Below are 25,202 nucleotides of genomic sequence, written 5' to 3' on the forward strand. Positions count from 1 at the left end.
TTGCGGGGCGTATGACAGGTCGTGTCACTTTTCATTGCTCCGTCTTATGCACCGCGTCATCGACCGATGGGTAGCCGATGTCCTTCAGCGTATCGTAGGAGAGGTTTTCCAGAATGCGCTCGTTGCGATGCCGCTTCCAAGCGGCCCAGGCGCGGGCACGCAGGCTGAAAAGGCCGGGCAAAGCGGCGAGGCTCTGGCTTGATGAAGGCGAGGAGTGCTGGTTCGTAGACATTGCTGGTTCCTTCTGAGCTTTTCAAAAGGTCGCGACCATGTGTCGTTTTATGGCGCAACCCTATTGATCAATCAAACGAATATGCTTGATGTTTTCCATCAAACATCGTGATCTGTTACGGCTCCACGCAACAGCTTGTATCAGGTGCCCTGATCACCTTCTGTTCCGCTTGTAACAGGTCGTTTCTGACCCTGGCCGGCAGTTTCGCCAATTGGCGCCGGGTTTCCACCCGGTTTCTCGCGACGTTGGTAGCGCGCCTTCTGTCAGCAATCCGCTCGATGAAGATTCGTGCTCGCGACAGCATTGCTAGAACGAAATCACCGTCGTCGACTGCCTGCCGGGTGAAGCCTCTTAATTGCAAGCCTTCTGCGTCCATCATCGGCACGCCTTTACGGTTTGCAGGAGTGCCACTGATCCGTCGTGCGGTTGCGGCGGCGTTGTCGATGGCCAATGTCAGGGCGGTCATGACCTTGCTCCTTTGCGTTATGCGGGGTGGTTCCCGCCTGCTTGCGAGCTTGACTATCGCTCCGATGTGATGTTCAATCAAACGAAATGGAGTTAAGCTATCTTTCAGATTTTTTGATTGAGGAGGCCGCCATGAACATGATGCTGCGCCACGCGCTTCCGCTGCTGGAAATGGACGTGTTGAAGACCTTTGTCGCCATTGCCGAAACCGGCAATTTCACGACTGCTGCCGAAGCGGTGTACCGCACACCCTCCGCCGTCTCGATGCAGATCAAAAAGCTCGAGGAGACGCTGGGCTGCACGCTGTTCCTGCGCGATGCGCGGTCGGTCTCGTTGACGCCGAAGGGCGAGTTGCTGCTCGGCTTCGCCCGCCGGCTTTTGTCGCTCAACAACGAAACGGTGTCTCGCTTCCTGCTGCCCGACATGAACGGCGTGGTGCGTGTCGGTGCGCCGGAGGACGTCGGCGAGCGCATCCTGCCCGAGGTGCTGAAGCGCTTTGCCGAGACGTACCCGAATGTCACAATTGATGTGTCGATCGGCATGAGCAACGCCATGCGCAAGCGGGTCGACGAGCACAGGCTCGATATCGCCATCTACAACAGCCTGTCCGACGAAGCGGGCAGGGACGGCGAAATCCTCATGCAGGAAAAGCTGGTCTGGGCTGGCGCCAAGTGCGGCAACGCGCATCTGCGCGATCCGTTGCCGGTTTCGATGTGGGAGGACGGCTGTGTCTGGCGCGCCGATGCGGTGGAGAAGCTGTCGCGGGCCGGCCGCAAGTTCCGCGTGGCGTTCCTCAGCGCCTATACAACGGGACAGCGGGCTGCGGTGCTTGCCGGCCTTGCGATCGCGCCTCTGCCGCGCTACCTCGTCCAGGGTGAGATGGTGCAACTCGGCGAGCGCGACGGCCTGCCGGATCTCGGCCACTACGACATCGGTCTGAAAGTGGTCGAGGATGCGCCGGCACCGGTGCTCGCGGTTGCCGAACACGTCCGCGAGGCCTTCGCCGACCTCCAGATGCAGGCGGGCAGGGTGGCTGAGCCCGTCTAGCCCGACCTCCCGCAACTTGGACGCCAGCTTGACCGCCATAAGTATGAGCTTATAATAAGTCATGACTTATGAAGGAAAGCTTTTCGCCGCATTGGCCGACCCGACACGCCGCGCCATTTTCGAATGCGTTGCAGGACGTCGACAGTCGGTCGCCGAACTAGCGCGTGCCGTGCCAGTATCGCAGCCGGCGATCTCGCAGCACTTGAAGGTCTTGAAGCAGGCAGGCCTCGTCCGGGACGAAGCCGCGGGCGCCCGACGGATCTATTGCATAGATCCCGCCGGGCTGGGGCCGCTCCGGCAGTGGGTGGACCGCTTCTGGGCCGACCAGCTTGACGCGTTCAAATCCATCGTCGAGGCAGACGATAGAGGTGAGAACAACCGGGAGGAACCTCATGCACATGATCGAACCGGTTCCGGTACGTAAATCAGTCATCGTCCGCGCATCGCCGCAGAAGGCCTTCGACGTCTTCGTCAACGGCATGGGAGGGTGGTGGATCAGAGAGCACAGTCTCACGGAGTCCGGCCAGAAGACGGTGAGCGTCGAGGCCAGAGCCGGCGGCAGATGGTTCGAGGTGGGCAATGCCGGCGAGGAGCGTGATTGGGGCCGCGTCATCGCGTGCGATCCGCCGCATCGCATTCTTCTCGCGTGGCAGCTTAACGCCGAGTTCGACTTCGACCCGGCGTTCCAAACCGAAGTCGAAGTCTGGTTCGAAGCGACGAGCGAAAACGAGACCACCGTGACGCTCGAGCATCGCCAACTGGCAAACTACGGCGCCAAAGCTCACGACCTGCGCGGTGTGCTCGACTCTGAAAAAGGTTGGGGCGGGTTGCTGGCCTCCTTCGCCGCAAAGGCGGCGTGAGAAGCCGGACGCCGATCGCGCCTACTCTCGGCTCCTACGCCTCCTGCGTCCCCCGCCTTCGCCATCGTCCGCCAGCACCTTGCGCTCCGGTAGCGCAACGACTTCGGCCAGCTTCGGGAAGGCGTCGACCTTGTTCGGCATCGCCATGGCGTTGACGAAGTGCTCCTGAAATTTCGATTCAAGAGCCGTCTCTATCTTCTCGATTTTCCTCACGGTTTCCTCAATCTCACGACGGTGGTCGCGGTTGAGGAGCGCCATCAGGGCACCGGTGCCGGCGGCATTGCCGACAGCCTTTACCTCATCGAGGTCGCAATCCGGGATCAGGCCCAGCACCATAGCGTATTTCGGATCGATGAATGAGCCGAAGGCCCCGGCAAAGCGGACCGTATCGACCCGGTCGACGCCCTGCTTTTCCATCAAGAGCTTGATCCCGGCATAGAGCGCCGCCTTGGCCAGCTGGATCGCCCGGATGTCGTTCTGCGTGACGGTGATGCGCTGATCCCCGTCATGCAGCAGATAGGAGAAGGTGCGGCCGTTCGGAACGATGCGCGGGCTTCTTGCGGCCATGCCGCCATCGACCACACCGTCCTGTGAGATGATCCCTGTCAGATACATCTCGGCGACCACTTCGATGATCGCCGAACCGCAGATGCCGGTGACGCCGACCGCTGCGGCGGCCTCGGCGAAACCCTCTTCATCCGACCATTTGTCGACGCCGATCACGCGGAAGCGCGGCTCCAGCGTTTCCGGGTCGATGCGGACGCGCTCGATCGCGCCCGGGGCGGCGCGCTGGCCGGAGGAAATCTCGGCGCCCTCGAAGGCCGGTCCGGTCGGCGAGGAGGCGGCAACGACGCGTTCCCGGTTGCCGAGCACGATCTCGGCATTGGTGCCGACATCGACGAGCAGCATCATCTTGTCCTGCCGGTGCGGGCCTTCCGAAAGTGCAGCACCGGCGGCGTCCGCCCCGACATGGCCGGCAATGCAGGGCAGCATGTAGAGTCTGGCGCCGCGATTGACCTCGATGTCGATCTCATGCGCCCAATATTGCAGCGCGCCGGAAACGGCGAGCGCGAACGGCGCCTGGCCGAGCTCGGTCGGGTCGATGCCGAGGAACAGGTGGTGCATGATGGGGTTGCCGACGATCACCATGTCGAGGATATCGTGGCGGTCGACCTCGCCCTCGGCGCAGACCTTACCGATCAGGCCGTTCACCGCCTCGCGCACCGCCTTGGTCATCGCCTCGCGGCCATCCGGGTTCATCATCACGTAGGAGACGCGGCTCATCAGATCCTCGCCGAAGCGGATCTGCGGGTTTGATGTGCCGGAGGAGGCGACGATACGGCCGGACAAGAGCGACACCAGGTGCATGGCGATCGTCGTCGAGCCGATGTCGCAGGCAATGCCATAGGCCTCGTTCTTCAATCCCGGCCAGAGACCGACGATGAAGGGACGCGAGGAATCCATGTCCCGGTGGATCGCGGCGGTCACCGCCCAGTTGCCCTTGCGCAGCATGCCCTGCACCTGCGGGATCAGGTGCGGAGCAATCAAGAGATCCTTCCAGCCCCAGTCCTTCTCCAGAACAGCCTTCATCCGGTCTAGATCGCCGAGCGGCTTGTGCATGTCCGGCTCGTCCACCTCGACATAGCACATCTGGACGGCGGCATTGCGCTCGATCACCCGGTCCGACGCAGCTTTACGCACCACCTGCGCATTGATGACCGTATCCTGCGGCACGTCAATGACGAGATCCCCGAGGATCTGGGCGGAACAGGAAAGGCGCCGGCCATCGGGCAGTTCGCGCACGCTCGCGTAGCGCTGTTCCTTCGGGCCAACCGGCGAGATATGCTCGTTCGACGAGACGATCTTGTGCTTAGCGAAATTGCCTTCCTGCACGGAGACCTGGCAGCGTCCGCAGGTCGCGCGTCCGCCGCAGACGCTCTCGACATAGACTCCGAGCGAACGCGCGGCGTCAAGGATCGGCGTGCCGATCGGGAAGCGCCCGCGCTTGCCCGATGGCATGAACAGCACCAGCGGATCGGTCTTGTTGTCCTTCGGCGGCACGTTCAACATTTTCCTGTCTCGCCAGCAATCCAAGGGGTTTGAGCGACCTCGCGCGTCCGAAGCGACGCGCGGCGCCAGTTTATTTCGAGAGCCGGCGGGCGTTGGCCCGCACGCGCTTGGCATAGGGGCGCAGGGCGGCGGCCGTCACGCGGTTGTGGCCGTCGGAAACGGTCTTCCCGGCGGCAAATGCTGATGCGAGTCCCATTCCCTCTTTCGCGATGGCGACGTTCGCTGCAACAACGCTTTCCGCGACTGCGGCCATCTTCTCCGTCACCATGCGATTGTTTTCGGCATAGTCCGTTGCAGAGCCGGTCATGGCGGCAAACGCCATGGCTTGTGTGCGGGCGGCAATGACCATCGGCGCCTGGAACCACAGCGCCATCAGATCGCTCGCGAGGGAATGTCTTGCCATGACTATTCCCCCCTTGCCGCGCCGCCGGCGCGAGCCGCACGTCCGCCACGCCGTCCGCCGCCGGCTGCCGGTGACGCCGCGGCCACGACATGGCCGCCTTCGGCCGGCTTGTGGTCGCGATAGGTCATGATCCAGTTGGAGCAATTCGCGTCAGTCCCGTTCAAGACGTTTGCGGCGCGCACGGCTTCCATTTCCTGCGGACGGCAGGGATTCATGATCGCCGAGGTCATGCCGGCGCCGATCACCATTGGGATGAAGCCGGCATTGATGCCGTGGCGGTGCGGCAGGCCGAAGGAGATGTTGGAGAGGCCGCAGGTGGTATTCACCTTCAATTCCTCGCGCAGGCGGCGCAGCAGCGCGAAGACCTGCCGGCCGGCATCGCCAAGCGCGCCGATCGGCATGACGAGCGGATCGACAACGATATCGTGAGGCTTGATGCCGTGATCCATGGCGCGCTCGACGATCTTCTTGGCGACGGCGAAGCGCACGTCCGGGTCCATCGAGATGCCGGTTTCGTCGTTGGAAATCGCCACGACCGGTACGTCGTATTTCTTGACGAGCGGCAGGATCGCTTCCAGCTTTTCCTCTTCGCCGGTGACCGAGTTGACCAGCGGCCGGCCCTTGGCGACGCGAAGGCCTGCTTCGATCGCAGCCGTCACGGAGCTGTCGATCGACAGCGGCACGTCGACGAGGCCCTGGACGATCTCCAGCGTCTTGACGAGCAGCGGCGGTTCGGTCTCGTTGGGGTTGACAGCGGTCACACCTGCATTGACATCCAGCATCGTCGCGCCCGCGGCGACCTGCTCCAGCGCGTCCTTGATAACCGTATCGAAGTTGCCTTCGATCATTTCGGCAGCGAGCTTCTTGCGCCCGGTCGGGTTGATGCGTTCGCCGATGACGCAGAAGGGCTGGTCGAAGCCGATGACGATCTCGCGTGTGGCGGAAGCGACGATGGTGCGGGTCATATAAGATCCTCTGATCCTTGAAGCGTGGGGCTATGTAATAGGCCCCGTCTGTGTTTGTAAGGCGCGGGACGAGCCGAAGCGCCGGTTTTCCTCTGATAAAGCCGCGAGCGGCGGTCTTGTCTCAATGCGGATGGTGAGCCGCGGCCTCCGCCATCTGCTGCTGGTTTTCCTCGATGCCTTCGCGCAGATGCTCGAGCCGTTCGGCGACCAGCGTTTCCGCCGGTGTCGCTTCGTGCTTCCAGGGCCTGCGACCCTTCAAGACGCCGGACTCATGGACGATCTCCGCCACATATTCCTCCTGGCGGTAAGCCATGACGTGAACGCCGGAAACGCCCTCGATCTCCTTCACCTCGTTGATGATGTCGATGCAGAGCTGCTTGCCTTCCTTCTTCTGATCCTGAGCGCCTTCAAGGCGTGTGATGATCGAATCCGGAATGTGGATGCCCGGCACGTTGGAGCGGATCCAGCGCGCGGTCTTGGCCGAAGCCATCGGGCCGACGCCGACAAGGATGAAGCATTTTTCGTGAAGACCGAGGTCGCGCACCTTCTTCATGTATTCGCGGAACATCGGCACGTCGAAGCAATACTGGCTCTGGACGAACTGGGCACCCGCCTCGATCTTCTTTGCCAGCCGGTAGGGCCGGAAATCGTATGGTGGGGCAAAGGGGTTGATCGCCGCACCAAGAAAGACCTGCGGCGGCGTCGTCAGCTTGCGGCCGGAAAGGAATTTCGAGTTGTCGCGCATGATCCTGACGGTCTCGAGCAGCGACATGCAGTCGAGATCGAAGACGGGCTTGGCACCGGGCTGGTCGCCGGCCTGCACACCGTCGCCGGTCAGGCACATGATGTTTTGTACGCCCATGGCCGAGGCGCCGAGTACGTCGCCCTGAATGGCGATGCGGTTTTTGTCGCGGCAGGCGATCTGCATGATCGGCGAGTAGCCCATGCGCGTCAGCAGCGCACAGATGCCGACCGACGACATGTGGCAGTTGGCGCCCGAAGCGTCGACGGCATTGATGCCGTCGACCCAGCCGTCGAAGATCGCCGCCCGCTCGTAGACGTCCTGAGGATTTGCGCTATCCGGTGGGTTGAGTTCGGCGGTGACGGCAAACTCGCCGCGACGGAGCACCCGCTCCAGCCGGCCGCGCGACGAATGGCCGGGCAGGGGATCGAGCGGTGCACCGGGATCTAAAGGGTTGATGTCCGGGCTCATCGCTGGTCTTCCTTGTTCGCCTCAGCGCTCGCTGCGGCTTCCGCCGTCACCCGCAACCAGGACGAGGTTTCGCGCAGCGACTGGTTGACTGGCTTCTGGACGTTCATAATCGCGTTGCCTTTTTCCATGTTCTGCGAACCCTTCCACGCCTGAACCCAGACGCAGGGCATGTCCGGTTCCACTTCGCAGTTGCCATTGGCGCGAACGCCGCCGCAAGGTCCGTTCCTGAGTTGCTTCGGACAGTTCATCGGGCAGGACATGCCGGTCGAGGACAGCGCGCACTGGCCACACATGCGACAGTCGAAAAGGAAGCCTTTGACGTGGCGTTCGACGAAGGTCACCGGCCGCTCAACGCGGCTATAGCCAATGGCGTTCCAGAGAGGATGGAGCATCAGGAACATGTCGGCGAAGCGATTGTAGAACCACTCGAGGAAGCGCGAGTGGCGCACCGCCCAGAGCCGGACCGTATATTTGTGGCGCGAACGGCGGCTCGGGGACACGTTGGTCGGCGTAAAGGCGCCCGTGGCCGCCTTCTTTGCGGGCTGCGCGTTGCCGGTGACGACCTTGGCGTCAGGCATTGTCCCGCCCTCCGGCCTTGACGAGCGCAACAAGCCTGTCCCTGTCGTAAGCAGCCTCCAATTCGGCGGCCGCCTTGTCGGCCTCCGCCTCGAGATCGTCTGAAACCGAAACAGGTTCGGCCTTGCGCCACTCGGCAAGATAGTCGTCGGTCTCGGCGGCGCCGGTGCGCATGGCGCACATGTCGATCGCTTCGGTGAAGCGCAGCGAAAGCTCGCGTTTGGCGCTCTTGCGGCCCTGTTTGATGATGACTTGGGCGGGGATATCGCGCCAGTAAACGATGATGCGGTCTGCCATGGAATTCCTGTTCTCCTCCAGCGCATAACGCCGAAAACCGAAATCGGTTTTCGGAATGGATTATGCGCCGAGTCAAAGTGTTACATCGTCCTTTACGTGTCAGTTCTGACGCGCGGCGCTGTAATGCCGACAATGCGCATGTCCACGCACCGTGGCTCACCTTGCCACGACGTCGGATATGTCCAAAAACGACGCTCCACGGTTCGTATACGAGCGAAATGCGTCACGGGTATCTTGGCGGCGGTATTTGTCATTCGCGGCGCCGAAACGCGCCCTGGAAAGCGCCCTGATTTGGATGGTGACGTCGCGGGGGGATGTCGGCTTGAGAAGCGTTTGTGTGGCTGGCTCAGAATACTAGAGCATGGTCATTTATAGCCATTCACGTCACGCCCGGCAAACATGTAGCATAGCAACAGATCGGGTGTGAGACACGCCCTACTATTGAGACTCTCACGGCGCGTTTGTCCTGCGACAGACAGGCGGCGTGGATTGTTCGAAGCGGACGCTCGGCTGTCCGTTCAATAGCCGGAGCTTCCGCTGCCCTGGCTGCCGCCCATGCTACCACCGCCAGAACCGCCGGATGCGCTTGGAGGAGGAGGGGTGGTGTTCTGTTGGCTGGCCTGGTTGCTGACACATCCGGCTACCGACAAAAGTGCAATCGCAGCTGCGACAATCAATGATTTGGGGTTCATCATGATTCTCCAGTCATGGATTGGGTATGACATATGGCGTGGCGCTAGTATTCCCTAGACCCGAGATATCCGCGCCGCTTGATTTCGCGCAAACGAGCATCATTTCCATCGGATGTGCCGACACACCTGGAGGTTATGATGTCAAGGACTGCGATCGCAATGTTGTGTTTTGCGCTGCTCACACTCTCATCCTGCGCAAACACTGCGCGCGGCTTCAGACAGGACAGTACGCAGACAGGTCACGCTGTGGATAGTGCGACCAAACGCGTCTTGGGGGCTGCTCAGTAGGATAGCGTTCGCAGCGCCGAAGCGACTATGCCGCATCCTCCGCTGATGTCGGGCGGGTCCGCTCGATTGCGACGAGCACTCTGAGAGTTGCTTCCGCCTCGGACTCGGTGAGCCCGGCTAGGATCTGGTCGGCAAACACGGCCGGCACACCGGTCATATTGTCCCACACGATCCAATGGTCCGTCGGGTCGAGCACGAGTTCATAGCGATCTTGCTGCATCAGGTTTCCTGTTTCCCGGTCTACCAGATCCCACGCCGCATGCCGTTCCAAACCCACGTCCAGACTGGCGGGTGATACCATTGCCGGGAAGGCGCGGTGACATTCACCGGTCGGAGTTTTCCGGCGAGCGCATCCTCGACCGCCCGGATCGCAACGTCTGTCGATCCGGCGGTCTGGAGCAGCGGATAGGTGTGCATCGTATCGGCGCGACTCGGCACCTGTCGCGACTGGTAGAGAATGGCGCCAGTGTCGACGCCTTCATCGACGAGATGAACGGTCGCGCCGAAATTCTCCGGTTCATTGCTGAGGAGCGCCCAATAGCCGCCCATCAGACCGCGGTATTGCGGGTTGATGCCGGCATGGAAGTTCAGGATCGGGCAGGGAACCATAGCCAGGGTTTCCGGCTTCAGCATGCGGCAACTGACCAGAAAGACCACGGCGGGTTGAAGCGCCGTCAGCCGCGCGCGGCCCTCGGCATCGTTGATCGAGGCAATGTGGTGCACGGGCACCAAGCGGTTGGTCTCGGCAGAGACGCCATACTGGTGCAGAATTTCGGCGGCTCGCCGGCGCGAGAAGCGCTTGCCGAAACGCGAGGCGATCATCGTTGCGAGTTGGCCAAGAGCCGTGCTCCATCCGAGCTTTCGGGCGCGCCGTCTGACAAAGACCACCTTGGATTCCGGCTGCTCCTGCAGCACGACGATGTCGCAATAATGGGCGGCGAGCGCGTTGATCAGGATATTCGGGTTTTCACCCCCTGCGGTAACGACGACGATGCGCCGGCCGGCCGAGCCTGCCGGTTCCGCTTCTTTCTCCGAGAGGGCGCTATTCGATCGGTACATGACTTCGGGAAGGATTGTTCTGGGCGGACTTCCTAGGCCGTGGCGGCGGCGCAGTAACAGATATGCCTACACAGACGTTACCGACGTCTTAAGCGGGTTGGCTGTCGCGACGATGGCGAAACCGATTCAGCATAAGACCAGGGGAGCCTTCGGCGCTTCTGCGCCGTGAATAAAACTCAACGCGGAATTTGATCCGCGTTTATGACACTTCGATCAATGAGCGGCTGAGATCACCGTAACCGGTGTATCGATATTCGTACGCGAGCCCGAGCGTCTCCGCAGCGCGGCGCGCTTTCGCTTGCAGAGCCTCGTCCTCCACCTGCGAAAGATAGACGAGCTTGCGGTAGTGGCCGAAATACATGTCACGCAGTTCCGGGTGGCGGTCGAGGCCGAGCGGCTCGATCACAAAGGCCTCGAACTGGCGGGCGAGGAAATCGGTGAGAAAGAAGGCGGTGAGATCGTCGTCCCAGCGCGCGGCGAAATCGGCATTGCCGGCGAAGAACGAGTAGCAATGCGGGCCGGGGATCCGCTCGACGCCTTCCTCCTCGCAGAGCCGATCGATGAGCCCGCCGGTGCCGCAATCAGCATAGGCGATGAAGATGCGTTCGAAACCGTCGGCGCGGGCCCGGGCGATCGCCTCACGCAGGCCGGGCACGATCTTTTCCGGCGTATTGTGCCAGATGGCGGGCAGACAGTTGAGCTCGATATGCTGGAGCTTGTTGGCCTCGCAGATGGCAAGAATTTCGCGCGCGATGGCACCGCACCCAATGACATGAACTTTCTTTGGTTGTGTACGTTCTCTTGCCGACGTTGCGTTTTCCATCTCTATTCGTCCTTGCAGCAACATGAAGGAATCATAGTCATGACAACGAAGACTCTCGCAACGATCGGCGCCATTCTGGTGGCTTTGACGACCCTGAGTTCCTGCGCCAACACAATCCGCGGCATGGGACAGGATACTGCGAATACGGTCAACGCGACAGAGTCGGCTGGCCGCCGGGTCGCGGGGGCCGCGAACTGACGATTGAGGTAGGGGCGCCTCATCCGCGCCCTTCTGCCGCAAAATGGAAAGCCGGCTGCGGTTTACACCGATGCAGCCGGCTTTCTTCTCGAATGATCGTTCAGGCTCAGCCGGCAGCGAGCTTGTTGTGCTTGCGCTTCATGAAGTCCTTGGCGGTTTCAACGGCGACGGCCGCGTCGCGGCAATAGGCGTCGGCGCCGACGGCCTTGCCGAATTCCTCGTTGAGAGGCGCTCCGCCGACGAGGACGACATAATCGTCGCGCAGGCCCTTTTCCTTCATCGTGTCGATGACGACCTTCATATAAGGCATGGTCGTCGTCAGGAGCGCCGACATGCCGAGGATGTCCGGCTGCTCGCGTTCGATCGCTTCCAGATAGTTCTCGACCGGATTGTTGATGCCGAGGTCGACCACGTCGAAGCCGGCGCCCTCCATCATCATGCCGACGAGGTTCTTGCCGATGTCGTGAATGTCGCCCTTGACGGTACCGATGACCATCTTGCCGAGCTTCGGCGCACCGGTTTCGACAAGCAGCGGACGCAGGATGAACATGCCGGCCTTCATCGCGTTGGCGGAAAGCAGCACCTCCGGCACGAAGAGAATGCCGTCGCGGAAGTCGATGCCGACGATGCGCATGCCTTCGACGAGCGCCTGGGTGAGGATATCGTAGGGAGTCCAGCCGCGCTTGAGGAGGATGTTCGTTCCATCCTCGATTTCCTCCTTGAGACCGTCATAAAGGTCGTCATGCATCTGCTGCACGAGTTCCTCGTCGGAAAGGTCCTCGAGAATGATTTCATCGTCTGCCATAGTAGGGTTCCTCGGTTCCTGGCATAGCCGTTTCGCGCGGGTGGCACGATCACTCCGGACGCGTTGCCCCATCCATAGCGGGCGGCGCCTAAAAAACTCTTTTCGAATGCGACGTCGCAGATGATGAAAACGACGACGCGGCTCTCACGCCTCGCGCGTTTGATAGTCCTATCGCAAAATGCGCGGATACGGAAACTGTCAGCGGGTAAAATTATGCAACAGTTCAAGGCGTTAGTTCGGGCGCTTGCGCAATCCTTTGGAGATTTTGCAGGAGTGCTGCCCTTGTCCTCGCGACCGCAGTCCCTGTGCGGGCACGCGCCGGTCGAGTGTCTAAGTTGCGCCACCTGTTGGCGCATTAAGACCCGTACGGTTCCGGCGGCTTGGTAGCATTAGGCCAAATCCATGCCGGGCGCATGGTGCCGCCACTGGATTCGACCTGCGGAAAGGATTATGCGCCCACCTACCGATATATTGCAGCGTCCTTCATGCTAGGGCGCGGCGGGAGAGGAATGAGCGAATGAGCGACGTTACAGAACAAGGCGCGGTCGAAGGCGGCGGACGCCGCGCGCGTGGCGAGGGACGCGGAGCGGCAGCGCGCCGCGCATCCCGCACCGGCGGCGGCCCGGGACCGTCTCTGCCCTATATCCAGCGCAAGATTCGCGAATATGAGGTGCTCGACGAGGAGGGCCTGCAGCTTATCGAGCGCAATGCCGACGTCATTCTCGAGGAGATCGGCATCGAATTTCGCGATGACGCCGAGGCGCTCGAGCTGTGGAAGGCGGCCGGCGCCGATGTGCGCGGCCAACGCGTTCATTTCCCGAAAGGGCTCTGCCGGGAGCTCCTGAAGACCGCGCCGTCGAACTTCACCTGGCATGCACGCAACCCGGAGCGCAATGCCCATATCGGCGGCAAGGCAACGGTTTTCGCGCCGGTCTACGGCCCGCCCTTCGTACGCGACCTCGAGGGCAACCGCCGCTATGCGACGATCGAGGATTTCCGCAATTTCGTTAAGCTCGCCTATATGGCGCCGTCCGTCCATTCGTCGGGTGGCACGGTCTGCGAGCCGGTCGACGTCCCCGTCAACAAGCGCCATCTCGATATGGTCTACAGCCATATCAAATATTCCGACAAGCCGTTCATGGGCTCGGTGACGGCGCCGGAGCGTGCGGAAGACACGATCGCCATGGCGAAGATCGTCTTCGGCGACGATTTCGTCGAGAACAACACCGTCACGCTGAACCTGATCAACGCCAACTCGCCGATGGTCTTCGACGAGACGATGGTGGGTGCGCTGAAGGTCTACGCACGCCATAACCAGGCCTGCGTGCTGTCGCCCTTCATCCTGTCGGGCGCGATGAGCCCCGTCACTGTTGCCGGCACGCTGACGCAGATTCTGGCTGAAGTACTCGCCGGTGCCGCGTTCACCCAGCTCATCCGCAAGGGCGCACCGGTTCTCTTCGGCACTTTTGCCGCGTCGATCTCGATGCAATCGGGCGCCCCGACCTTCGGCACGCCGGAGCCGTCGCTGGTCTCCTATGGCGCGGCCCAGCTCGCCCGGCGCCTTGGCCTGCCGTTCCGTACCGGCGGTTCGCTCTGCGGTTCCAAGGTCCCCGATGCTCAGGCGGCGCACGAGTCGGCGAACACGATCAACATGACGCTCCTCGCCGGCACCAACTTCGTGCTGCACGCAGCCGGCTGGCTCGAAGGCGGTCTCGTCTCGTCCTACGAGAAGTTCATGATCGACCAGGACCAGCTTGGCATGATGCAGAAGATGGCCGAGGGCGTCGATCTTTCCGAAAACGCCCAGGCGCTCGACGCGATCCGCGAAGTCGGTCCCGGCAGCCATTATCTCGGTTGCGCCCACACCCAGGCCAACTTCCAGACGGCCTTCTACCGTTCGCCGCTCGCCGACAACAATTCCTTCGAACAGTGGGAGATCGAAGGCGAGAAGCGGATCGAGCAGCGCGCCAATGCGCTCGCCCGCAGCTGGCTCGAACACTACGAGGCGCCCTATCTCGATCCGGCAATCGACGAAGCCCTCAAGGACTACATCGCCAAGCGCAAGGACTCGATGCCCGACGCCTTCACCTGAAAGGCTCCCGAGCGAGCCAGGGAGCAAGGCGGCGCGGCGCAGGTGGCCGACATGATCCAGAAGGAGGTCTGGCGCCCGCATTATGAGACTCAGGGGCCGAAGCCGAAATGACGGCGGCCCCGGGTTGTGTCGACAATCTTCTCCAAACGCTCCGTGCGGCTCTCGAGCCGCACGGACTTTTTTTGCGCGGCACCGTGAATTTTGCGCCGGGGGAAGCCGCACCCCAGCTCAACGGCGGCGAGCCTGCTGCGAGCGTCGTGCTGATCGGCAATATCGGCGGCTCGATTTGGAAGCCGTTCACGACCTGGCGCGAAGGCGAGCCGTCTCGCGGCGGTTCGGATCCGCTCGACAACTGGTCGAAGCGAGTGATCTGTCCCGTGGCGGAGGTGGTCGCTGCCACAGCCTATTTCCCGTCCGATCCACCGTGGCAGCCTTTCCAGCAGTGGGCGATGCGCGCCGAGGGACTGGAGCCGTCACCGCTCGGCATCCTGATCCACCCGCATTATGGCCTCTGGCACGGCTATCGCGGTGCGCTTGGCTTTGACCGCGCGTTGCCGCAGACGGGCTCGGTTATGGCCGGCCACCCTTGCGAAATTTGTGAAGCGAAGCCGTGCATTTCCGCCTGTCCGGCCGATGCTCTGGCGTCTGGCACCTTCGAAGTCGGTCGCTGTCGCGCGCATCTCAAGGCCGAGGCGGCAGGCGGCTGCCTCGCCCGAGGTTGTCTTTCACGCGACGCCTGTCCTGTCGGATGGGACTACCGCTATTCGCCTGCGCAACTCAGTTTCCATATGGCGGCGCTCAGCCTGTAAAGCCGGTGAACGTCGGTCGGCTCCAGTCGCCCGATAGGTAGGTGACGAAGATTTCCTGCGCCGCGGACGCGCCATGATTGAGTCGCCGAGCTTACAATTTTCGAAAAGATCGTGCGCATCAAACTGCCGCAATTCATGCAATGCTGCGGGTGACGATTCACGCGAGACCCCAGCCCCATGCCGCTGTTCCCCAAAGCCTTTCTCGTCGGCGCCGCCATCCTCACGGCTGGTCTTGCAAAGCCCTCATTGGCCGAACCCGCAACTGCCGCCTGCCGCACCGTAAGCCATCTGGGCGAGGACTATATCGCCTGCAATTTCGATCCCGCCGCGAGCGACATTCGCCTCTACAACAAGGACCAGACTGGTGCGCCGTTCAAGTCCTTCAAGGCGCTTTCACTCGAACTGCGCGAGCGGGACGAATACATCGCCTTCGCCATGAACGGTGGGATGTATCATGAGGACCTTTCTCCTGTCGGTCTGCATGTCGAAGAGGGTGTCGAGCAGGCGCAGCTCAATACCAACCCCGGCTGGGGCAATTTCCATTTATTGCCGAACGGCCTCTTCTATGTCGGCGACGGCAAGGCGGGGGTGATGGCGGCGGAGGCCTATCGCGATGCCGGCATCAAGGCGCGCTTCGCAACGCAGTCCGGACCGATGCTGGTGATTGACGGCGCGCTTCACCCGCGCTTCCTGCCGGACAGCGACAGCCTGAAGACCCGCAACGGCGTCGGCGTCACGAAAAGCGGCGAGGTCGTTTTCGCGGTTTCAAAGCGGCCGGTGCGCTTCCATGATTTTGCGACACTGTTCCGCGACCCGCTTGGTTGCCCGAACGCGCTCTTCCTCGACGGCACGATCTCGAGCCTCTACGCACCGGAGATCAGTCGTCACGACCGGCTGTTTCCGCTCGGGCCGATCATCGCCGTCGTCGCCCGGTTTCCGAAATGAACCCAGCGCAGAATCTTTTTTGCTTCGGGCCCCCAAGGAACGGCGATCGGCGGACGTCTAATAGTCGAACAGTACAAGAGCGGGCAGGGACTTGGACGCGGAACTCGTTGACAGGGCGGTGAAGGGGGATCGCGAGGCCTTCGGCCGATTGATCGAGCGCCACTATGATTTCGTCCATGCGGTCGCCTGGCGCTGGTCGGGCAGCGAGACCGACGCGGAGGATATCGCACAGGACGTCTGCATTCGGCTAGGCGCAGCGATCCGCGGTTTCCGCGGCACCAGTCGGTTCCGAACCTGGCTCTATACGTTGACGCTGAATGCGGCGCGCGATCACCGGCGCCGGCAGGCGCGCAACGAACGAAAACTCGAGGCCTATGCGTCCGATCCCGCATTGAAAGCTGGTTCAGGAAGCGATGACGAGGACCGGCGGGAGGCGCTCTGGGCGGCGGTGCGGGCACTGCCGGAAAAGCAATGCGATGCCGTGTTGCTCGTTTATGCCGAGGGCCTGAGCCATGCGGCAGCCGCCGACGTGCTCGGCTGCTCGGAAGCGACCATCTCCTGGCACGTCCACGAGGCGCGCAAGCGCCTGCGGACGCTGCTCGGCAAGGAGGCAGTGCAATGACTGACGAACTCGACATGCTGTCCGGACGGACGCCGCCGAAGCCGACGGACGAGGCGCGGGCGCGGGCTCTCGCCGCCGCGATGCACGCCTATGACGGGGCGGCGGAAAATTCGACAGCAACCCAAGGATCGGCGAGGCCCGCTCGTCAAAGCTCCATCTTCAACCGGATATGGGGCCCCATGATGAACCGCAAATTGCTTGCCGGATCGGCATTGGCGACGCTGATCGTCGTACCTGCCGCCGCCTTCCTGACTCTGGAATTTGTCCGCAATCGGCCACCGATCGGTTTCGAAAGTGAGATCGCCGCCAAGCGCGAGCAAGCCAAGCTGGCCGCGTCCTCGGCTGATGCCACCGCGCCAATGCTTCTAGAGGAGAAGAAGGCCGAAGTTGCCGAGCAGCCGGCGAGCAAGCCGGCCGCCGGACCGGAGGCAGAAGCGGTGGCGAGCCAGGCGATGGACGTCGCGGCACCTCTTGGCGCAGCGGGTGGAGTTGTTGCGCGCGGCCGAATGGAAATCATGCCGGCACCAGCAGCGCCGAGCGATATCCTCCCGCCGCCAATCGAGAACCGTGAACGCTTCGGCAACGCCGATGCAAATCCTGTCAAGAGCGTCGCGACCGAGCCGGTTTCGACCTTCTCCGTCGATGTCGATACAGCCTCCTATTCCTTCGTCCGCCGCTCGCTGATGGCGGGCGAGATGCCCTCTCCCGATGCCGTCCGCGTCGAGGAGATGGTCAATTATTTTCCGTATGACTGGCCGCGCCCCACTGCGGCGGCGGAGCCGTTCAAGGCCACTGTCACGGTGACGCCGACGCCATGGAACGCCGGAACGCGACTGATGCATGTGGCGATCAAGGGCTATGAGCTGGTTCAGAAGGAGGCGCCGAAAGCCAACCTCGTCTTCCTGATCGACGTCTCCGGCTCCATGGACGAACCGGACAAGCTGCCGCTCCTCAAAAATGCCTTCCGGCTGTTGGTCGATCGGTTGAGGCCGGAGGACACGGTGTCGATCGTCACCTATGCCGGCAATGCCGGCACGGTGCTGGAGCCCACATCGATCACGGACAAGGCGAAGATCCTGGCGGCGATCGACACGCTGCAGCCAGGCGGCTCGACAGCCGGTGCTGCGGGCATCGACGCAGCCTATCGACTGGCGGAGAAAGCCTTCGTCAAGGACGGCGTCAATCGCATCCTGCTGGCGACCGATGGCGACTTCAATGTCGGACCATCGAGCGACGAAGACTTGAAGCGGCTGGTCGAGACGAAGCGCAGGAGCGGCATCTTCCTCTCCGTCCTCGGCTTCGGCCGCGGCAATTACAACGATGCGCTGATGCAGACAATCGCCCAGAACGGCAACGGCGTTGCAGCCTATATCGACACACTGGCGGAAGCCCAGAAGACGCTCGTCGAGGAGGCGGGTTCGTCGCTCTTCCCGATCGCCAAGGATGTCAAGCTGCAGGTGGAGTTCAATCCAGCGGCGATCGCCGAATACCGGCTGATCGGCTACGAGACGCGCGCGTTGAAGCGCGAGGACTTCAACAACGACAAGGTCGATGCGGGCGATATCGGCTCCGGCCACAGCGTAACGGCGATCTACGAGGTGACGCCCAAGGGCAGCCCGGCGGTCCTCAACGACGACCTGCGTTATGCGACGGCCGAGAAACCCTCGGCCAACGCGACCGCCAACAGTGGCGAACTCGCCTTCCTGAAGATCCGCTACAAGAAACCGGACGACGCCAAGAGCGAGTTGATCACAACGCCGGTCACTGAGGCCAATGCGGTGCCCTCGCTCGCGGAAGCACCTGCGGATGTCCGCCTTTCCGTGTCGGTCGCGGCCTTCGGCCAGAAGCTCGCCGGAAATTCGGCGCTTGCCGACTATCCCTATGCGGCGATTGCCGATCTCGCAGCCGGTGCCAAGGGGGCGGACCCGTTCGGATATCGCGGCGAGTTCGTCAATCTGGTTCGGCTGGCAAAAGGGGTTTCGGGTGAATGATGACCGCTTGTCCGCCGCTGCGATCCGCAGGCGGTGAAACGGGAAACGCCGCTCGCCGCGACGGCGAGCGGTCAGCTGAGAGCACGGGCGCCGCGAACTGAAAGATGCAGCGCCCATGCTCCGAACCTAGCTCGCTCAAGTTTTTGAAAAGGCACTCTCCAAGCCGCCGGATTTGGCCAGACCAGCCCTGAACGCCTGATAGGCCGGATGCTGGCTGGAACGGGCGGCTTCCATGAGCCGCATCTGAAGCCGGGCCGGTGCCTCGTTGCCGAGCCACTGGCCGAGCTTCTCCAGCTTCAAGGAATTCAGTAAGCGCGCTTCGGCGGTAAGGTCGAGATGGCGATAGAGCCCCTCGATCAGGTTCTCATCCTGTTCCGGGTTCTCCATCAGCAGCTTGACGAAGGCCTGGTCCGCTTCGCCAAAGCTCCAAAGCTTGGTAGCGGTCGTGTCCCTGTCCGGAAAGGCGGCTGTTGTGCTCATGGAATCGTCTCCCCTCGAATCGAACGACCCACGGGATAGGCGAGGCGCAGGCGATCCGCAACAATAGACATAAAATCAAATATTGACAAAAAATCCAACGTCCGGCCAAATGTGCTCATGAACATCGAACCCGCCATTCCTTCTGATCTCGCGATGCATCGGTCATCCGCCGCGGCGATAAGCGCGCTGCTCTATCCGCATGCGGAGGTCGTTCTCCACGATCTTGCCACCGGCCGCATCGCGGCGCTGTGGAACGCCTTTTCTGGACGGGCACCGGGCATGGAGTCGCTCATCTCGGATGGCCTTGGCGAGGTGACAGGCGACGCCTTGGTGCTCGGACCCTATGAAAAGACTGGCCCGGATGGGCGCCGGCTGAAGTCGGTTTCCGCCGTGCTGCGCGATACAGACGGCGGCGCCATTGGTCTTCTCTGCATCAATCTCGATGTCTCGCGGATTGATGCCGCAGTGAAGCTGCTGGCGGCCTTTGCCGGCACCCCGGAACCGCGGCCACAGGCGCTCTTCTCGCGCGATTGGCGGGAGGAGATCAATGCGGCGCTCCATGGCTGGCTGAAGGCGAAGAGCCTTGCGCTTTCCGCCTTGAAGCGCGCGGACCGCGTCGCTCTTGTGGCGGCGCTCGAAGAGCAGGGCCTTTTCAAGACGCGCAACGCCGTCGATCACCTGGCGAGCCTGCTCGGCGCCTCGCGGGCTTCGATCTACAACTATCTTGCCGCCGCGCGCCAAGAGAACGGCGGCTGAACTTCCGAACCACGTATGCCGCCCGACCGACCTGCACGAGGAGGACGAAACCATGACGGTCTTGCCGCCATTCCGGCTGGAAAAGCATTTCTCGCGCTGGGAGTTTACCGCGCGCCACCACATGACCGCCAGCGACAGCGAAACCATGACGATGGCCGAATTGCTGTCCCATGCCGATGACGCCGATCGCGACGCCTGGGAGCGGCTGACGCTTGGCTATACCGAGACCTATGGGGCACCGGCGCTGCGCGAGGCGATTGCGGTCACTTACGAGGGCCTCGACGCGGCAGACATTCTCTGTTTCGCCGGAGCGGAGGAGGGGCTTTATTGCGCCATGGTCGCGCTGCTCGGCCCCGACGACCATGCCATCGTCACCGTCCCGAACTATCAATCGATGGAGACGCTGCCGTTGACGATCGCCGCGTCGGTGAGCGGGGTGCCGCTTCGGCCCGAGAATGATTGGCAGCTCGACATTGCCGATGTGCGCGCGGCGCTGAAGCCCAATACAAGACTGATTGCCGTCAATTTTCCCAACAATCCGACTGGCGCGATCGCCGATCAGAAGACGTTCCGGGAACTCGCCGAGCTCTGCGCCGAGCGCGGCATCCATCTTTTCAGCGACGAGGTCTATCGCGGACTCGAGCGCGAAGACGCCAAGCGCCTGCCGCAGACGGCCGAGCTTTTCGAAGGGGGTGTTTCGCTGAACGTCATGTCGAAGGCCTATGGTCTGCCGGGCCTCAGGATCGGTTGGATCGCCTGCCGGGACCACGCGTTGCTCAAACGCATGGAGGGCATGAAGCACTATCTGTCGATCTGCAATTCTCGACCGTCGGAAGTGCTGGCGACGATCGCACTGAAATCGCGCGAACGCATTCTCGCTCGCAATCGCGCACTTTGCGCGGCCAATCTCGAAAAGCTCGGTGACTTCTTCTCGAAGTTCCCGGAGTTTTATGAATGGCTCCCGCCCGATGGCGGTTGCGTCGGTTTCGCCCGTTATCTCGGCGTGGATGGAGTCGAGGCGCATTGCCGTCAGTTGCTCGAAGAATCCGGCGTGCTGTTGCTTCCTTCAGGCCTCTTCACGTCCGACCTCCTGCCGATCCCGCAGGACCGCTTCCGCGTCGGCTTCGGTCGGAAGAAAATGGAGGCGGGACTGGATGCCTGGCGCCAACATCTCAACGCTGGGCGCAGTCAGGTGCTCAGCGCGTAAGCCACGGCTATCGTTCTAACCGGCGGCGGCCGGCGACCCACCGAAACAACGCGCCTTAGAATTCGCACAAAGGTGAATATACCAGGCGGCGCGGTGGCTCGTCGGCGAAGTCCGTGGTAACGGGCGTTCATCCAATAGGCGTTTTCTTCCTTGATGCATTACAGACCCGAAATCGATGGACTGCGCGCGATCGCAGTCGTGCCCGTCCTTCTCTTTCACGCTGGTTTCGATTTCATTGGGGGCGGATTTGCAGGTGTCGACGTCTTCCTTGTCATAAGCGGCTTCCTTATCACGTCGATCATTCACCGCGAAATTCGTGAGGGCCGCTTCAGCATCGTCTCCTTCTATGAGCGCCGTGCGCGCCGGCTCGCACCGGCATTGTTCTTCGTATGCGTCGTGTCGACGATCTTCGCCGTCATGTGGATGCTGCCGCAGGAGCTCAATGACTTCGGCAAGGGTCTCTATGCCGTGAATCTTTTCGGATCGAACTTCGTGTTCTGGAACCAGACCGGCTATTTCGCGCCAAGCAGCGAATTGATGCCGCTCTTGCACACCTGGTCCCTGGCGGTCGAAGAACAGTTCTATATCGTCCTTCCGTTGTTTCTGCTGGCGCTTCGCCGCTATCCAGCGGAGACGGTACTGAAGGTCTCGGCCGTCGGTGTTGTCCTCAGTTTTGGTGCCACCCAGATTCTCGCCCGCGTTGAGCCGGCGGCAAACTTCTACCTGCTGCCAAGCCGTCTTTGGGAACTCGGCGTCGGGGCGATGCTGGCGCTCGCTGGTCAGGAGCGTATCCGTCTTTCCAGAGGCCTTCGCGAATTTGCCGCCGGGCTCGGTCTCTTTGCCATTGTTGCAAGTTACTTTCTCGTCCGTGAGTCGGCGTTCTATCCTGGCTGGACAACAGCGCCCGTGGTGCTTGGGACCGCATTGGTACTCGCTTTTGGGCGGGCGGACACGCTTGTCGGCAGGCTATTAAGCGCCCGGCCGCTGGTGGCGATCGGCCTCATCAGCTATAGCCTCTACCTCTGGCATCAGCCGGTCTTGGCCTTTGCGCGTTTACGCGCGATCGACGAGATTCCCCCCATGGGCTACATCCTCTTGCTGGGGCTGTGTTTGGTACTTGCCTATCTAAGCTGGCGCTACATCGAACTGCCGTTCCGCAAACCGGCTCGCGTGGCTCGTGGCGCCGTTTTCGCCTTGACGCTCACCGGTGCCAGCGTCGCAATCGGCGCGGGGCTGAGTCTTGACGGGACCGACGGGTTCGCATTCCAAAACCGTGAGCTTGCGCGGCTAATCGAACCGAGCGTCGGTCTCGCCAAGGAATGCGACGCTGTCGTCGATCTCAAATGCGCGACGAATCCCAGGCCGGAAATTGCAGTCTGGGGCGACTCGTACGCCCGACACCTTGTCGACGGCATCATCGCTTCAAAACCCGATGTGCGACTGGTGCAACTCACCAAGAACAATTGCGGCCCGTTTCTGAACCTGGCGCCCATTTTGCCGCGGCTGGGCCGCGGCTGGTCGGAGGAATGCGCGCAGCACAATGCAGACGTCAGGCGCTTCTTGCTTGCCAATAAGTCGATCCGCTACGTTGTCCTCTCATCGCAGCTCAGCCAATATATGAACGAGAAGACGGTACTTCTCGACGGACGTCGGGAGGTTCCCTCCGACATAAAGATCCTGACGGATGACTTCCGCTCGACGCTTGCTTGGCTTGAGTCCAACGGTTTTAATACGGTTTCGGTAGCACCGCCGCCGCAGAATGGCAGGGATACCGGCCTCTGCGTTGCGCGGGCGAGGCTTCTTGGTCAAGCGACTGAGCGCTGTGAGCTGTCGCTGGGCGATGTCCGGGCCAGCAACAAAGGCGTGCTCCAAGTCATCGCGGACATCGCCGATGAATATCCTGTGGTCAGCTTCATGGACCACCTTTGCGACGGGGACTTCTGCAAAGTCGAAGATAAGGGCGTCGCCCTATTCGAGGATCACGGACATTTCTCTGCCGGGGGCTCACGCCAGATGGGTCTCTCGTTCAACTTCTACCGAGCCTTCGTGGACGCGGCAGAACAGGATGTCCTCTCTCGCTTGGTGAAGCCTACGCGCGCCTTTGATGTTTCCGACCTTTAGTCGTGGATCTGGCGGCGCTTGGCATCTGCGCTGACGAAATCCTACACTGCTCGGTGAAAAAATTGATTCCACCGAGCCGTGAGAGGCTTTAAGCGCGGCGGCTGCGTCTTTCGCGTGCCGGAGCGGCGGCAGCTTCATTGGCCGTCTTGTTGCGCAAGGGGCCGATCTTTTCGACGATCACCTCGAGAGACGGACGCTGGCCCTTCGCGTGATTGTCGAGGGCAAGCCGCATCGCCGCCAGGTGATTGCATGAGGTGCCGCAGCAGCCGCCGATGATCTTGGCGCCGGCGTCCATGGCAAGCCGCGCATATTCGGCCATCAGCGGCGGCGTGCCGGAATAGTGGATCTCCGATCCGCGGAACTCCGGAATGCCGCAATTGCCCTTGACGACGACGATGCCCTCCGGATTGGCGGCGGTCATGTCGAGGAGCGACGACAGGATATCGGATGCGCCGACGCCGCAATTGGCGCCGACCGCGACCGGGCCCTCGCCGATATCCGCGGCAACCGTGTGGAGGTCCTTGGGATGCAGCCCCATCATCGTCTTGCCGGCGGTGTCGAAGGAGCCCGTGTAGACGTAGGGGAGACCGACCTTTGTTGCGGCCTCGGCTGCCGCGCGGATCTCGTCGGGCGAAGACATCGTCTCGATCCAGGCGACTTCCGCGCCACCGGCCTTGAGACCTTCGATCTGCTCGACGAAGGCTGAAACGGCATCCTCATAGGAGAGCGCACCGAGCGGGATCAGCAGTTCGCCGGTCGGACCGACGGAGCCGGCGGTGATGACCTTGCGCGACGCCTTGTCGGCGACGGCACGGGCGATCTCGGCGGCGCGCTTGTTGAGCGCATGCACACGATCTTCCGCCTGGTGAAGCTTCAGCCGGTGGCGCGTGCCGCCGAAGGAATTGGTCAGGATGATGTCGGCGCCGGCGTCGACGAAATCCTGATGCAGTTTGGTGATGTTTTCCGGCTTCGTCTCGTTCCAGAGTTCCGGCGCCTCGCCAGCCTCAAGACCCATGGCGAAGAGCGACGTCCCGGTCGCACCGTCGGCAAGCAAAACGCCCTTCTGGGCGAGGAGATCGGAGAGAGCGTTGGCTGCAATGGACATCGGCTTTTCCCGGCTGAACTAAAGTGTAGCAAGATATAAACATATCTTTATGTGTTTGCGCGTGAGGAAGCAAGCTAAATATGAATCGAGGCTCGAAGTGGACGGTAATCGGATTCGGAGGATCAAGCGCCCGTTGGCAGCCGCGGCAATTCATCCGCCAGCAGGGCAGCGAGATCGACCGAGACCTGCTCTGCGTTCAGGCGCAGGCGCAGGCTGAATTCCGCAATTGGCAGCGCCGGCAGATCGAGCTGTCGCGGCGCGGGGACAATGCCGGTACCAAGAAACCGATCCGTGCGCACCGTGATCGCAATGCCGCTCAGGACCGCGGCACGCAGGCCTGACAGGCTCGGGCTGGTCGCGGCGATCCGGAAGGGGCGGTTGATTGCCTCGAGCGTGGAAATGGCGGCGGTGCGAAAGCCGCAGGGCGGGTCGAGCACTGCCAATGCGAGATCGGTGTTGGCGGAGGTCATGCGATGCTCCGAGCTCAACCAGATCATCGCTTCGCGCAGGATAAGCAATTCGTCTGCTGACGATGTCTGCCGCATCGCCAGGAGTATGTCGATCTGGCCCTGCTCGTAAGCCGCCGTCAGTTCTTTCGTGCGGCCGATCCGCAGATCGAGGCGAACGCGCGGATGCGACCGGGCGAAGCGGCGAAGCAAGGCCGGAAGCGTTGTGTCGGCGAAGTCCTGGGTACTGCCGAGCACCACCCGGCCGTCCGCCCGGGCGCCCTTGAGGCTGAGCCACGCGTCGCGATGCGCATCGAGGATACGGCGGGCATGAGCGACGAAATCCTCGCCCGTAGGCGTCAAGGATCGCCCCCGCTGGTGCGAGAAGAGGCTCGCCGACCTGCGCTTCCAGCCGCTGCATCTGCGCCGTCACGGCAGACGGCGAGCGATTGACGGCTTCCGCGGCACGGGCGAGCGATCCGCCCTCTGCAAAGGCGAGGAAAGTGCGCAGGAGCTCAGGGTCGATCATTCTCATAGTTCGATAATGCAGAATTATTTCTGCAGAACAATTCGATTTTTCTGATGTGATGAAGATGACAAGCTTACCTCGTCGTCTAAACCATCCAAGAAAGGAA

General features: G+C 62.0%; 27 protein-coding genes and 1 pseudogene. 13 read left to right on the forward strand and 15 right to left on the reverse strand.

The window, feature by feature from the left end; all coding sequences use genetic code 11:
- Nucleotides 1–31: 31 nt before the first annotated feature.
- Complete coding sequence (locus CO676_RS08960; protein ID WP_014764935.1) at nucleotides 32–232, reverse strand: hypothetical protein; 201 nt, start codon at nucleotides 230–232, stop codon at nucleotides 32–34.
- 115 nt (nucleotides 233–347) lie between these two features.
- Nucleotides 348–698: a hypothetical protein gene (locus tag CO676_RS08965; protein ID WP_223843350.1), complete on the reverse strand. Its 351-nt coding sequence runs from the start codon at nucleotides 696–698 to the stop codon at nucleotides 348–350.
- 131 nt (nucleotides 699–829) lie between these two features.
- Here CO676_RS08965 and CO676_RS08970 point away from each other — a divergent pair, with 131 nt between their 5' ends.
- The 3 genes from CO676_RS08970 (at nucleotide 830) to CO676_RS08980 (ending at nucleotide 2,604) form a co-directional block, all read left to right on the forward strand.
- Entirely contained in the window at nucleotides 830–1,744 is a 915-nt protein-coding gene (locus CO676_RS08970; protein ID WP_014764934.1) for a LysR substrate-binding domain-containing protein, read from the forward strand.
- 61 nt (nucleotides 1,745–1,805) lie between these two features.
- The gene (locus CO676_RS08975; RefSeq protein WP_048657420.1) at nucleotides 1,806–2,168 is read left to right on the forward strand and encodes a metalloregulator ArsR/SmtB family transcription factor; all 363 of its coding nucleotides are present in this window, start codon (nucleotides 1,806–1,808) and stop codon (nucleotides 2,166–2,168) included.
- Nucleotides 2,137–2,604 (forward strand): SRPBCC family protein, encoded by a 468-nt coding sequence (locus CO676_RS08980; RefSeq protein ID WP_097520476.1) that lies wholly within the window; start codon nucleotides 2,137–2,139, stop codon nucleotides 2,602–2,604. Before CO676_RS08975 ends, CO676_RS08980 begins: the two co-directional genes overlap by 32 nt.
- A gap of 21 nt (nucleotides 2,605–2,625) precedes the next feature.
- Here CO676_RS08980 and CO676_RS08985 read toward each other — a convergent pair whose 3' ends face one another.
- The 6 genes from CO676_RS08985 to CO676_RS09010 all read right to left on the reverse strand — a co-directional run bounded on the left by CO676_RS08985 (nucleotide 2,626) and on the right by CO676_RS09010 (nucleotide 8,128).
- Nucleotides 2,626–4,674 (reverse strand): ASKHA domain-containing protein, encoded by a 2,049-nt coding sequence (locus tag CO676_RS08985; protein WP_097520478.1) that lies wholly within the window; start codon nucleotides 4,672–4,674, stop codon nucleotides 2,626–2,628.
- Nucleotides 4,675–4,744: 70 nt separating this feature from the next.
- Entirely contained in the window at nucleotides 4,745–5,077 is a 333-nt protein-coding gene (locus CO676_RS08990; protein WP_014764931.1) for a hypothetical protein, read from the reverse strand.
- A gap of 2 nt (nucleotides 5,078–5,079) precedes the next feature.
- Entirely contained in the window at nucleotides 5,080–6,042 is a 963-nt protein-coding gene (locus CO676_RS08995) for a methyltetrahydrofolate cobalamin methyltransferase (RefSeq protein ID WP_014764930.1), read from the reverse strand.
- A 121-nt stretch (nucleotides 6,043–6,163) separates the two neighbouring features.
- Nucleotides 6,164–7,255 (reverse strand): methylenetetrahydrofolate reductase, encoded by a 1,092-nt coding sequence (locus CO676_RS09000; protein ID WP_014764929.1) that lies wholly within the window; start codon nucleotides 7,253–7,255, stop codon nucleotides 6,164–6,166.
- Nucleotides 7,252–7,833 carry a methylenetetrahydrofolate reductase C-terminal domain-containing protein gene (locus tag CO676_RS09005; protein ID WP_014764928.1) on the reverse strand — a complete coding sequence of 194 codons (582 nt, stop codon included), beginning with the start codon at nucleotides 7,831–7,833 and terminating at the stop codon, nucleotides 7,252–7,254. The genes CO676_RS09000 and CO676_RS09005 overlap by 4 nt, the downstream gene beginning before the upstream one ends.
- Nucleotides 7,826–8,128: a virulence factor gene (locus tag CO676_RS09010; RefSeq protein WP_014764927.1), complete on the reverse strand. Its 303-nt coding sequence runs from the start codon at nucleotides 8,126–8,128 to the stop codon at nucleotides 7,826–7,828. Before CO676_RS09010 ends, CO676_RS09005 begins: the two co-directional genes overlap by 8 nt.
- A gap of 830 nt (nucleotides 8,129–8,958) precedes the next feature.
- On the opposite strand from CO676_RS09010, the gene CO676_RS35975 reads away from it, so the two are divergent.
- Entirely contained in the window at nucleotides 8,959–9,108 is a 150-nt protein-coding gene (locus CO676_RS35975) for an entericidin (protein ID WP_080605652.1), read from the forward strand.
- A gap of 25 nt (nucleotides 9,109–9,133) precedes the next feature.
- Here CO676_RS35975 and CO676_RS09025 read toward each other — a convergent pair whose 3' ends face one another.
- From CO676_RS09025 to CO676_RS09035, 3 genes are all read right to left on the reverse strand, one after another.
- Nucleotides 9,134–9,328 carry a hypothetical protein gene (locus CO676_RS09025; protein ID WP_097520480.1) on the reverse strand — a complete coding sequence of 65 codons (195 nt, stop codon included), beginning with the start codon at nucleotides 9,326–9,328 and terminating at the stop codon, nucleotides 9,134–9,136.
- A 20-nt stretch (nucleotides 9,329–9,348) separates the two neighbouring features.
- Nucleotides 9,349–10,167, reverse strand: coding sequence for a formyl transferase (locus CO676_RS09030; RefSeq protein ID WP_014764925.1), 819 nt, complete (start codon nucleotides 10,165–10,167; stop codon nucleotides 9,349–9,351).
- A 199-nt stretch (nucleotides 10,168–10,366) separates the two neighbouring features.
- The gene (locus tag CO676_RS09035; protein WP_014764924.1) at nucleotides 10,367–10,990 is read right to left on the reverse strand and encodes a DUF1638 domain-containing protein; all 624 of its coding nucleotides are present in this window, start codon (nucleotides 10,988–10,990) and stop codon (nucleotides 10,367–10,369) included.
- A 39-nt stretch (nucleotides 10,991–11,029) separates the two neighbouring features.
- Between CO676_RS09035 and CO676_RS09040 the strand changes: the two genes are divergently transcribed.
- Nucleotides 11,030–11,188, forward strand: coding sequence for an entericidin (locus CO676_RS09040; protein ID WP_080605651.1), 159 nt, complete (start codon nucleotides 11,030–11,032; stop codon nucleotides 11,186–11,188).
- Between the two features lie 106 nt (nucleotides 11,189–11,294).
- Here CO676_RS09040 and CO676_RS09045 read toward each other — a convergent pair whose 3' ends face one another.
- Nucleotides 11,295–11,993, reverse strand: coding sequence for a cobalamin-binding protein (locus CO676_RS09045; protein ID WP_014764923.1), 699 nt, complete (start codon nucleotides 11,991–11,993; stop codon nucleotides 11,295–11,297).
- 517 nt (nucleotides 11,994–12,510) lie between these two features.
- Here CO676_RS09045 and CO676_RS09050 point away from each other — a divergent pair.
- The 5 genes from CO676_RS09050 (at nucleotide 12,511) to CO676_RS09070 (ending at nucleotide 18,452) form a co-directional block, all read left to right on the forward strand.
- Nucleotides 12,511–14,085, forward strand: coding sequence for a trimethylamine methyltransferase family protein (locus CO676_RS09050; protein ID WP_097520482.1), 1,575 nt, complete (start codon nucleotides 12,511–12,513; stop codon nucleotides 14,083–14,085).
- 107 nt (nucleotides 14,086–14,192) lie between these two features.
- On the forward strand, nucleotides 14,193–14,894 hold the full coding sequence (locus CO676_RS09055) for a 4Fe-4S dicluster domain-containing protein (RefSeq protein ID WP_097520484.1): 702 nt from the start codon (nucleotides 14,193–14,195) through the stop codon (nucleotides 14,892–14,894).
- A gap of 177 nt (nucleotides 14,895–15,071) precedes the next feature.
- On the forward strand, nucleotides 15,072–15,839 hold the full coding sequence (locus CO676_RS09060) for a phosphodiester glycosidase family protein (RefSeq protein ID WP_097520486.1): 768 nt from the start codon (nucleotides 15,072–15,074) through the stop codon (nucleotides 15,837–15,839).
- Between the two features lie 91 nt (nucleotides 15,840–15,930).
- The gene (locus tag CO676_RS09065) at nucleotides 15,931–16,461 is read left to right on the forward strand and encodes an RNA polymerase sigma factor (RefSeq protein ID WP_097520488.1); all 531 of its coding nucleotides are present in this window, start codon (nucleotides 15,931–15,933) and stop codon (nucleotides 16,459–16,461) included.
- A complete protein-coding gene (locus tag CO676_RS09070; RefSeq protein ID WP_179875440.1) occupies nucleotides 16,458–18,452 on the forward strand; it encodes a VWA domain-containing protein in 1,995 nt (664 codons plus the stop codon). Before CO676_RS09065 ends, CO676_RS09070 begins: the two co-directional genes overlap by 4 nt.
- 135 nt (nucleotides 18,453–18,587) lie before the next feature.
- On the opposite strand, the gene CO676_RS09075 is transcribed toward CO676_RS09070, so the two are convergent.
- Nucleotides 18,588–18,932, reverse strand: a complete 345-nt coding sequence (locus CO676_RS09075) for a hypothetical protein (protein ID WP_097520490.1) — start codon at nucleotides 18,930–18,932, stop codon at nucleotides 18,588–18,590.
- Between the two features lie 117 nt (nucleotides 18,933–19,049).
- Here CO676_RS09075 and CO676_RS09080 point away from each other — a divergent pair, with 117 nt between their 5' ends.
- The 3 genes from CO676_RS09080 (at nucleotide 19,050) to CO676_RS09090 (ending at nucleotide 23,016) form a co-directional block, all read left to right on the forward strand.
- Complete coding sequence (locus CO676_RS09080) at nucleotides 19,050–19,688, forward strand: PAS domain-containing protein (RefSeq protein ID WP_097520492.1); 639 nt, start codon at nucleotides 19,050–19,052, stop codon at nucleotides 19,686–19,688.
- A gap of 52 nt (nucleotides 19,689–19,740) precedes the next feature.
- A complete protein-coding gene (locus CO676_RS09085; protein ID WP_097520494.1) occupies nucleotides 19,741–20,895 on the forward strand; it encodes a pyridoxal phosphate-dependent aminotransferase in 1,155 nt (384 codons plus the stop codon).
- A 153-nt stretch (nucleotides 20,896–21,048) separates the two neighbouring features.
- A complete protein-coding gene (locus CO676_RS09090) occupies nucleotides 21,049–23,016 on the forward strand; it encodes an acyltransferase family protein (protein ID WP_097520496.1) in 1,968 nt (655 codons plus the stop codon).
- Nucleotides 23,017–23,104: 88 nt separating this feature from the next.
- On the opposite strand, the gene bmt is transcribed toward CO676_RS09090, so the two are convergent.
- The gene (gene bmt / locus CO676_RS09095; protein WP_014764913.1) at nucleotides 23,105–24,121 is read right to left on the reverse strand and encodes a betaine--homocysteine S-methyltransferase; all 1,017 of its coding nucleotides are present in this window, start codon (nucleotides 24,119–24,121) and stop codon (nucleotides 23,105–23,107) included.
- A 122-nt stretch (nucleotides 24,122–24,243) separates the two neighbouring features.
- Nucleotides 24,244–25,102 (reverse strand): annotated as a pseudogene (locus tag CO676_RS09100) (LysR substrate-binding domain-containing protein).
- Nucleotides 25,103–25,202: the final 100 nt, after the last annotated feature.

The organism is Sinorhizobium sp. BJ1, from assembly GCF_002531555.1.
GTDB lineage: Bacteria > Pseudomonadota > Alphaproteobacteria > Rhizobiales > Rhizobiaceae > Sinorhizobium > Sinorhizobium fredii_B.

Coding starts and splice junctions, on each gene's coding strand:
- CO676_RS08960 (WP_014764935.1), bottom strand. CDS start 232: ATGTCTACGAACCAGCACTCCTCGCCTTCATCAAGCCAGAGCCTCGCC.
- CO676_RS08965 (WP_223843350.1), bottom strand. CDS start 698: ATGACCGCCCTGACATTGGCCATCGACAACGCCGCCGCAACCGCACGA.
- CO676_RS08970 (WP_014764934.1), top strand. CDS start 830: ATGAACATGATGCTGCGCCACGCGCTTCCGCTGCTGGAAATGGACGTG.
- CO676_RS08975 (WP_048657420.1), top strand. CDS start 1,806: ATGACTTATGAAGGAAAGCTTTTCGCCGCATTGGCCGACCCGACACGC.
- CO676_RS08980 (WP_097520476.1), top strand. CDS start 2,137: ATGCACATGATCGAACCGGTTCCGGTACGTAAATCAGTCATCGTCCGC.
- CO676_RS08985 (WP_097520478.1), bottom strand. CDS start 4,674: ATGTTGAACGTGCCGCCGAAGGACAACAAGACCGATCCGCTGGTGCTG.
- CO676_RS08990 (WP_014764931.1), bottom strand. CDS start 5,077: ATGGCAAGACATTCCCTCGCGAGCGATCTGATGGCGCTGTGGTTCCAG.
- CO676_RS08995 (WP_014764930.1), bottom strand. CDS start 6,042: ATGACCCGCACCATCGTCGCTTCCGCCACACGCGAGATCGTCATCGGC.
- CO676_RS09000 (WP_014764929.1), bottom strand. CDS start 7,255: ATGAGCCCGGACATCAACCCTTTAGATCCCGGTGCACCGCTCGATCCC.
- CO676_RS09005 (WP_014764928.1), bottom strand. CDS start 7,833: ATGCCTGACGCCAAGGTCGTCACCGGCAACGCGCAGCCCGCAAAGAAG.
- CO676_RS09010 (WP_014764927.1), bottom strand. CDS start 8,128: ATGGCAGACCGCATCATCGTTTACTGGCGCGATATCCCCGCCCAAGTC.
- CO676_RS35975 (WP_080605652.1), top strand. CDS start 8,959: ATGTCAAGGACTGCGATCGCAATGTTGTGTTTTGCGCTGCTCACACTC.
- CO676_RS09025 (WP_097520480.1), bottom strand. CDS start 9,328: ATGCAGCAAGATCGCTATGAACTCGTGCTCGACCCGACGGACCATTGG.
- CO676_RS09030 (WP_014764925.1), bottom strand. CDS start 10,167: ATGTACCGATCGAATAGCGCCCTCTCGGAGAAAGAAGCGGAACCGGCA.
- CO676_RS09035 (WP_014764924.1), bottom strand. CDS start 10,990: ATGGAAAACGCAACGTCGGCAAGAGAACGTACACAACCAAAGAAAGTT.
- CO676_RS09040 (WP_080605651.1), top strand. CDS start 11,030: ATGACAACGAAGACTCTCGCAACGATCGGCGCCATTCTGGTGGCTTTG.
- CO676_RS09045 (WP_014764923.1), bottom strand. CDS start 11,993: ATGGCAGACGATGAAATCATTCTCGAGGACCTTTCCGACGAGGAACTC.
- CO676_RS09050 (WP_097520482.1), top strand. CDS start 12,511: ATGAGCGACGTTACAGAACAAGGCGCGGTCGAAGGCGGCGGACGCCGC.
- CO676_RS09055 (WP_097520484.1), top strand. CDS start 14,193: ATGACGGCGGCCCCGGGTTGTGTCGACAATCTTCTCCAAACGCTCCGT.
- CO676_RS09060 (WP_097520486.1), top strand. CDS start 15,072: ATGCCGCTGTTCCCCAAAGCCTTTCTCGTCGGCGCCGCCATCCTCACG.
- CO676_RS09070 (WP_179875440.1), top strand. CDS start 16,458: ATGACTGACGAACTCGACATGCTGTCCGGACGGACGCCGCCGAAGCCG.
- CO676_RS09075 (WP_097520490.1), bottom strand. CDS start 18,932: ATGAGCACAACAGCCGCCTTTCCGGACAGGGACACGACCGCTACCAAG.
- CO676_RS09080 (WP_097520492.1), top strand. CDS start 19,050: ATGAACATCGAACCCGCCATTCCTTCTGATCTCGCGATGCATCGGTCA.
- CO676_RS09085 (WP_097520494.1), top strand. CDS start 19,741: ATGACGGTCTTGCCGCCATTCCGGCTGGAAAAGCATTTCTCGCGCTGG.
- CO676_RS09090 (WP_097520496.1), top strand. CDS start 21,049: ATGCATTACAGACCCGAAATCGATGGACTGCGCGCGATCGCAGTCGTG.
- bmt (WP_014764913.1), bottom strand. CDS start 24,121: ATGTCCATTGCAGCCAACGCTCTCTCCGATCTCCTCGCCCAGAAGGGC.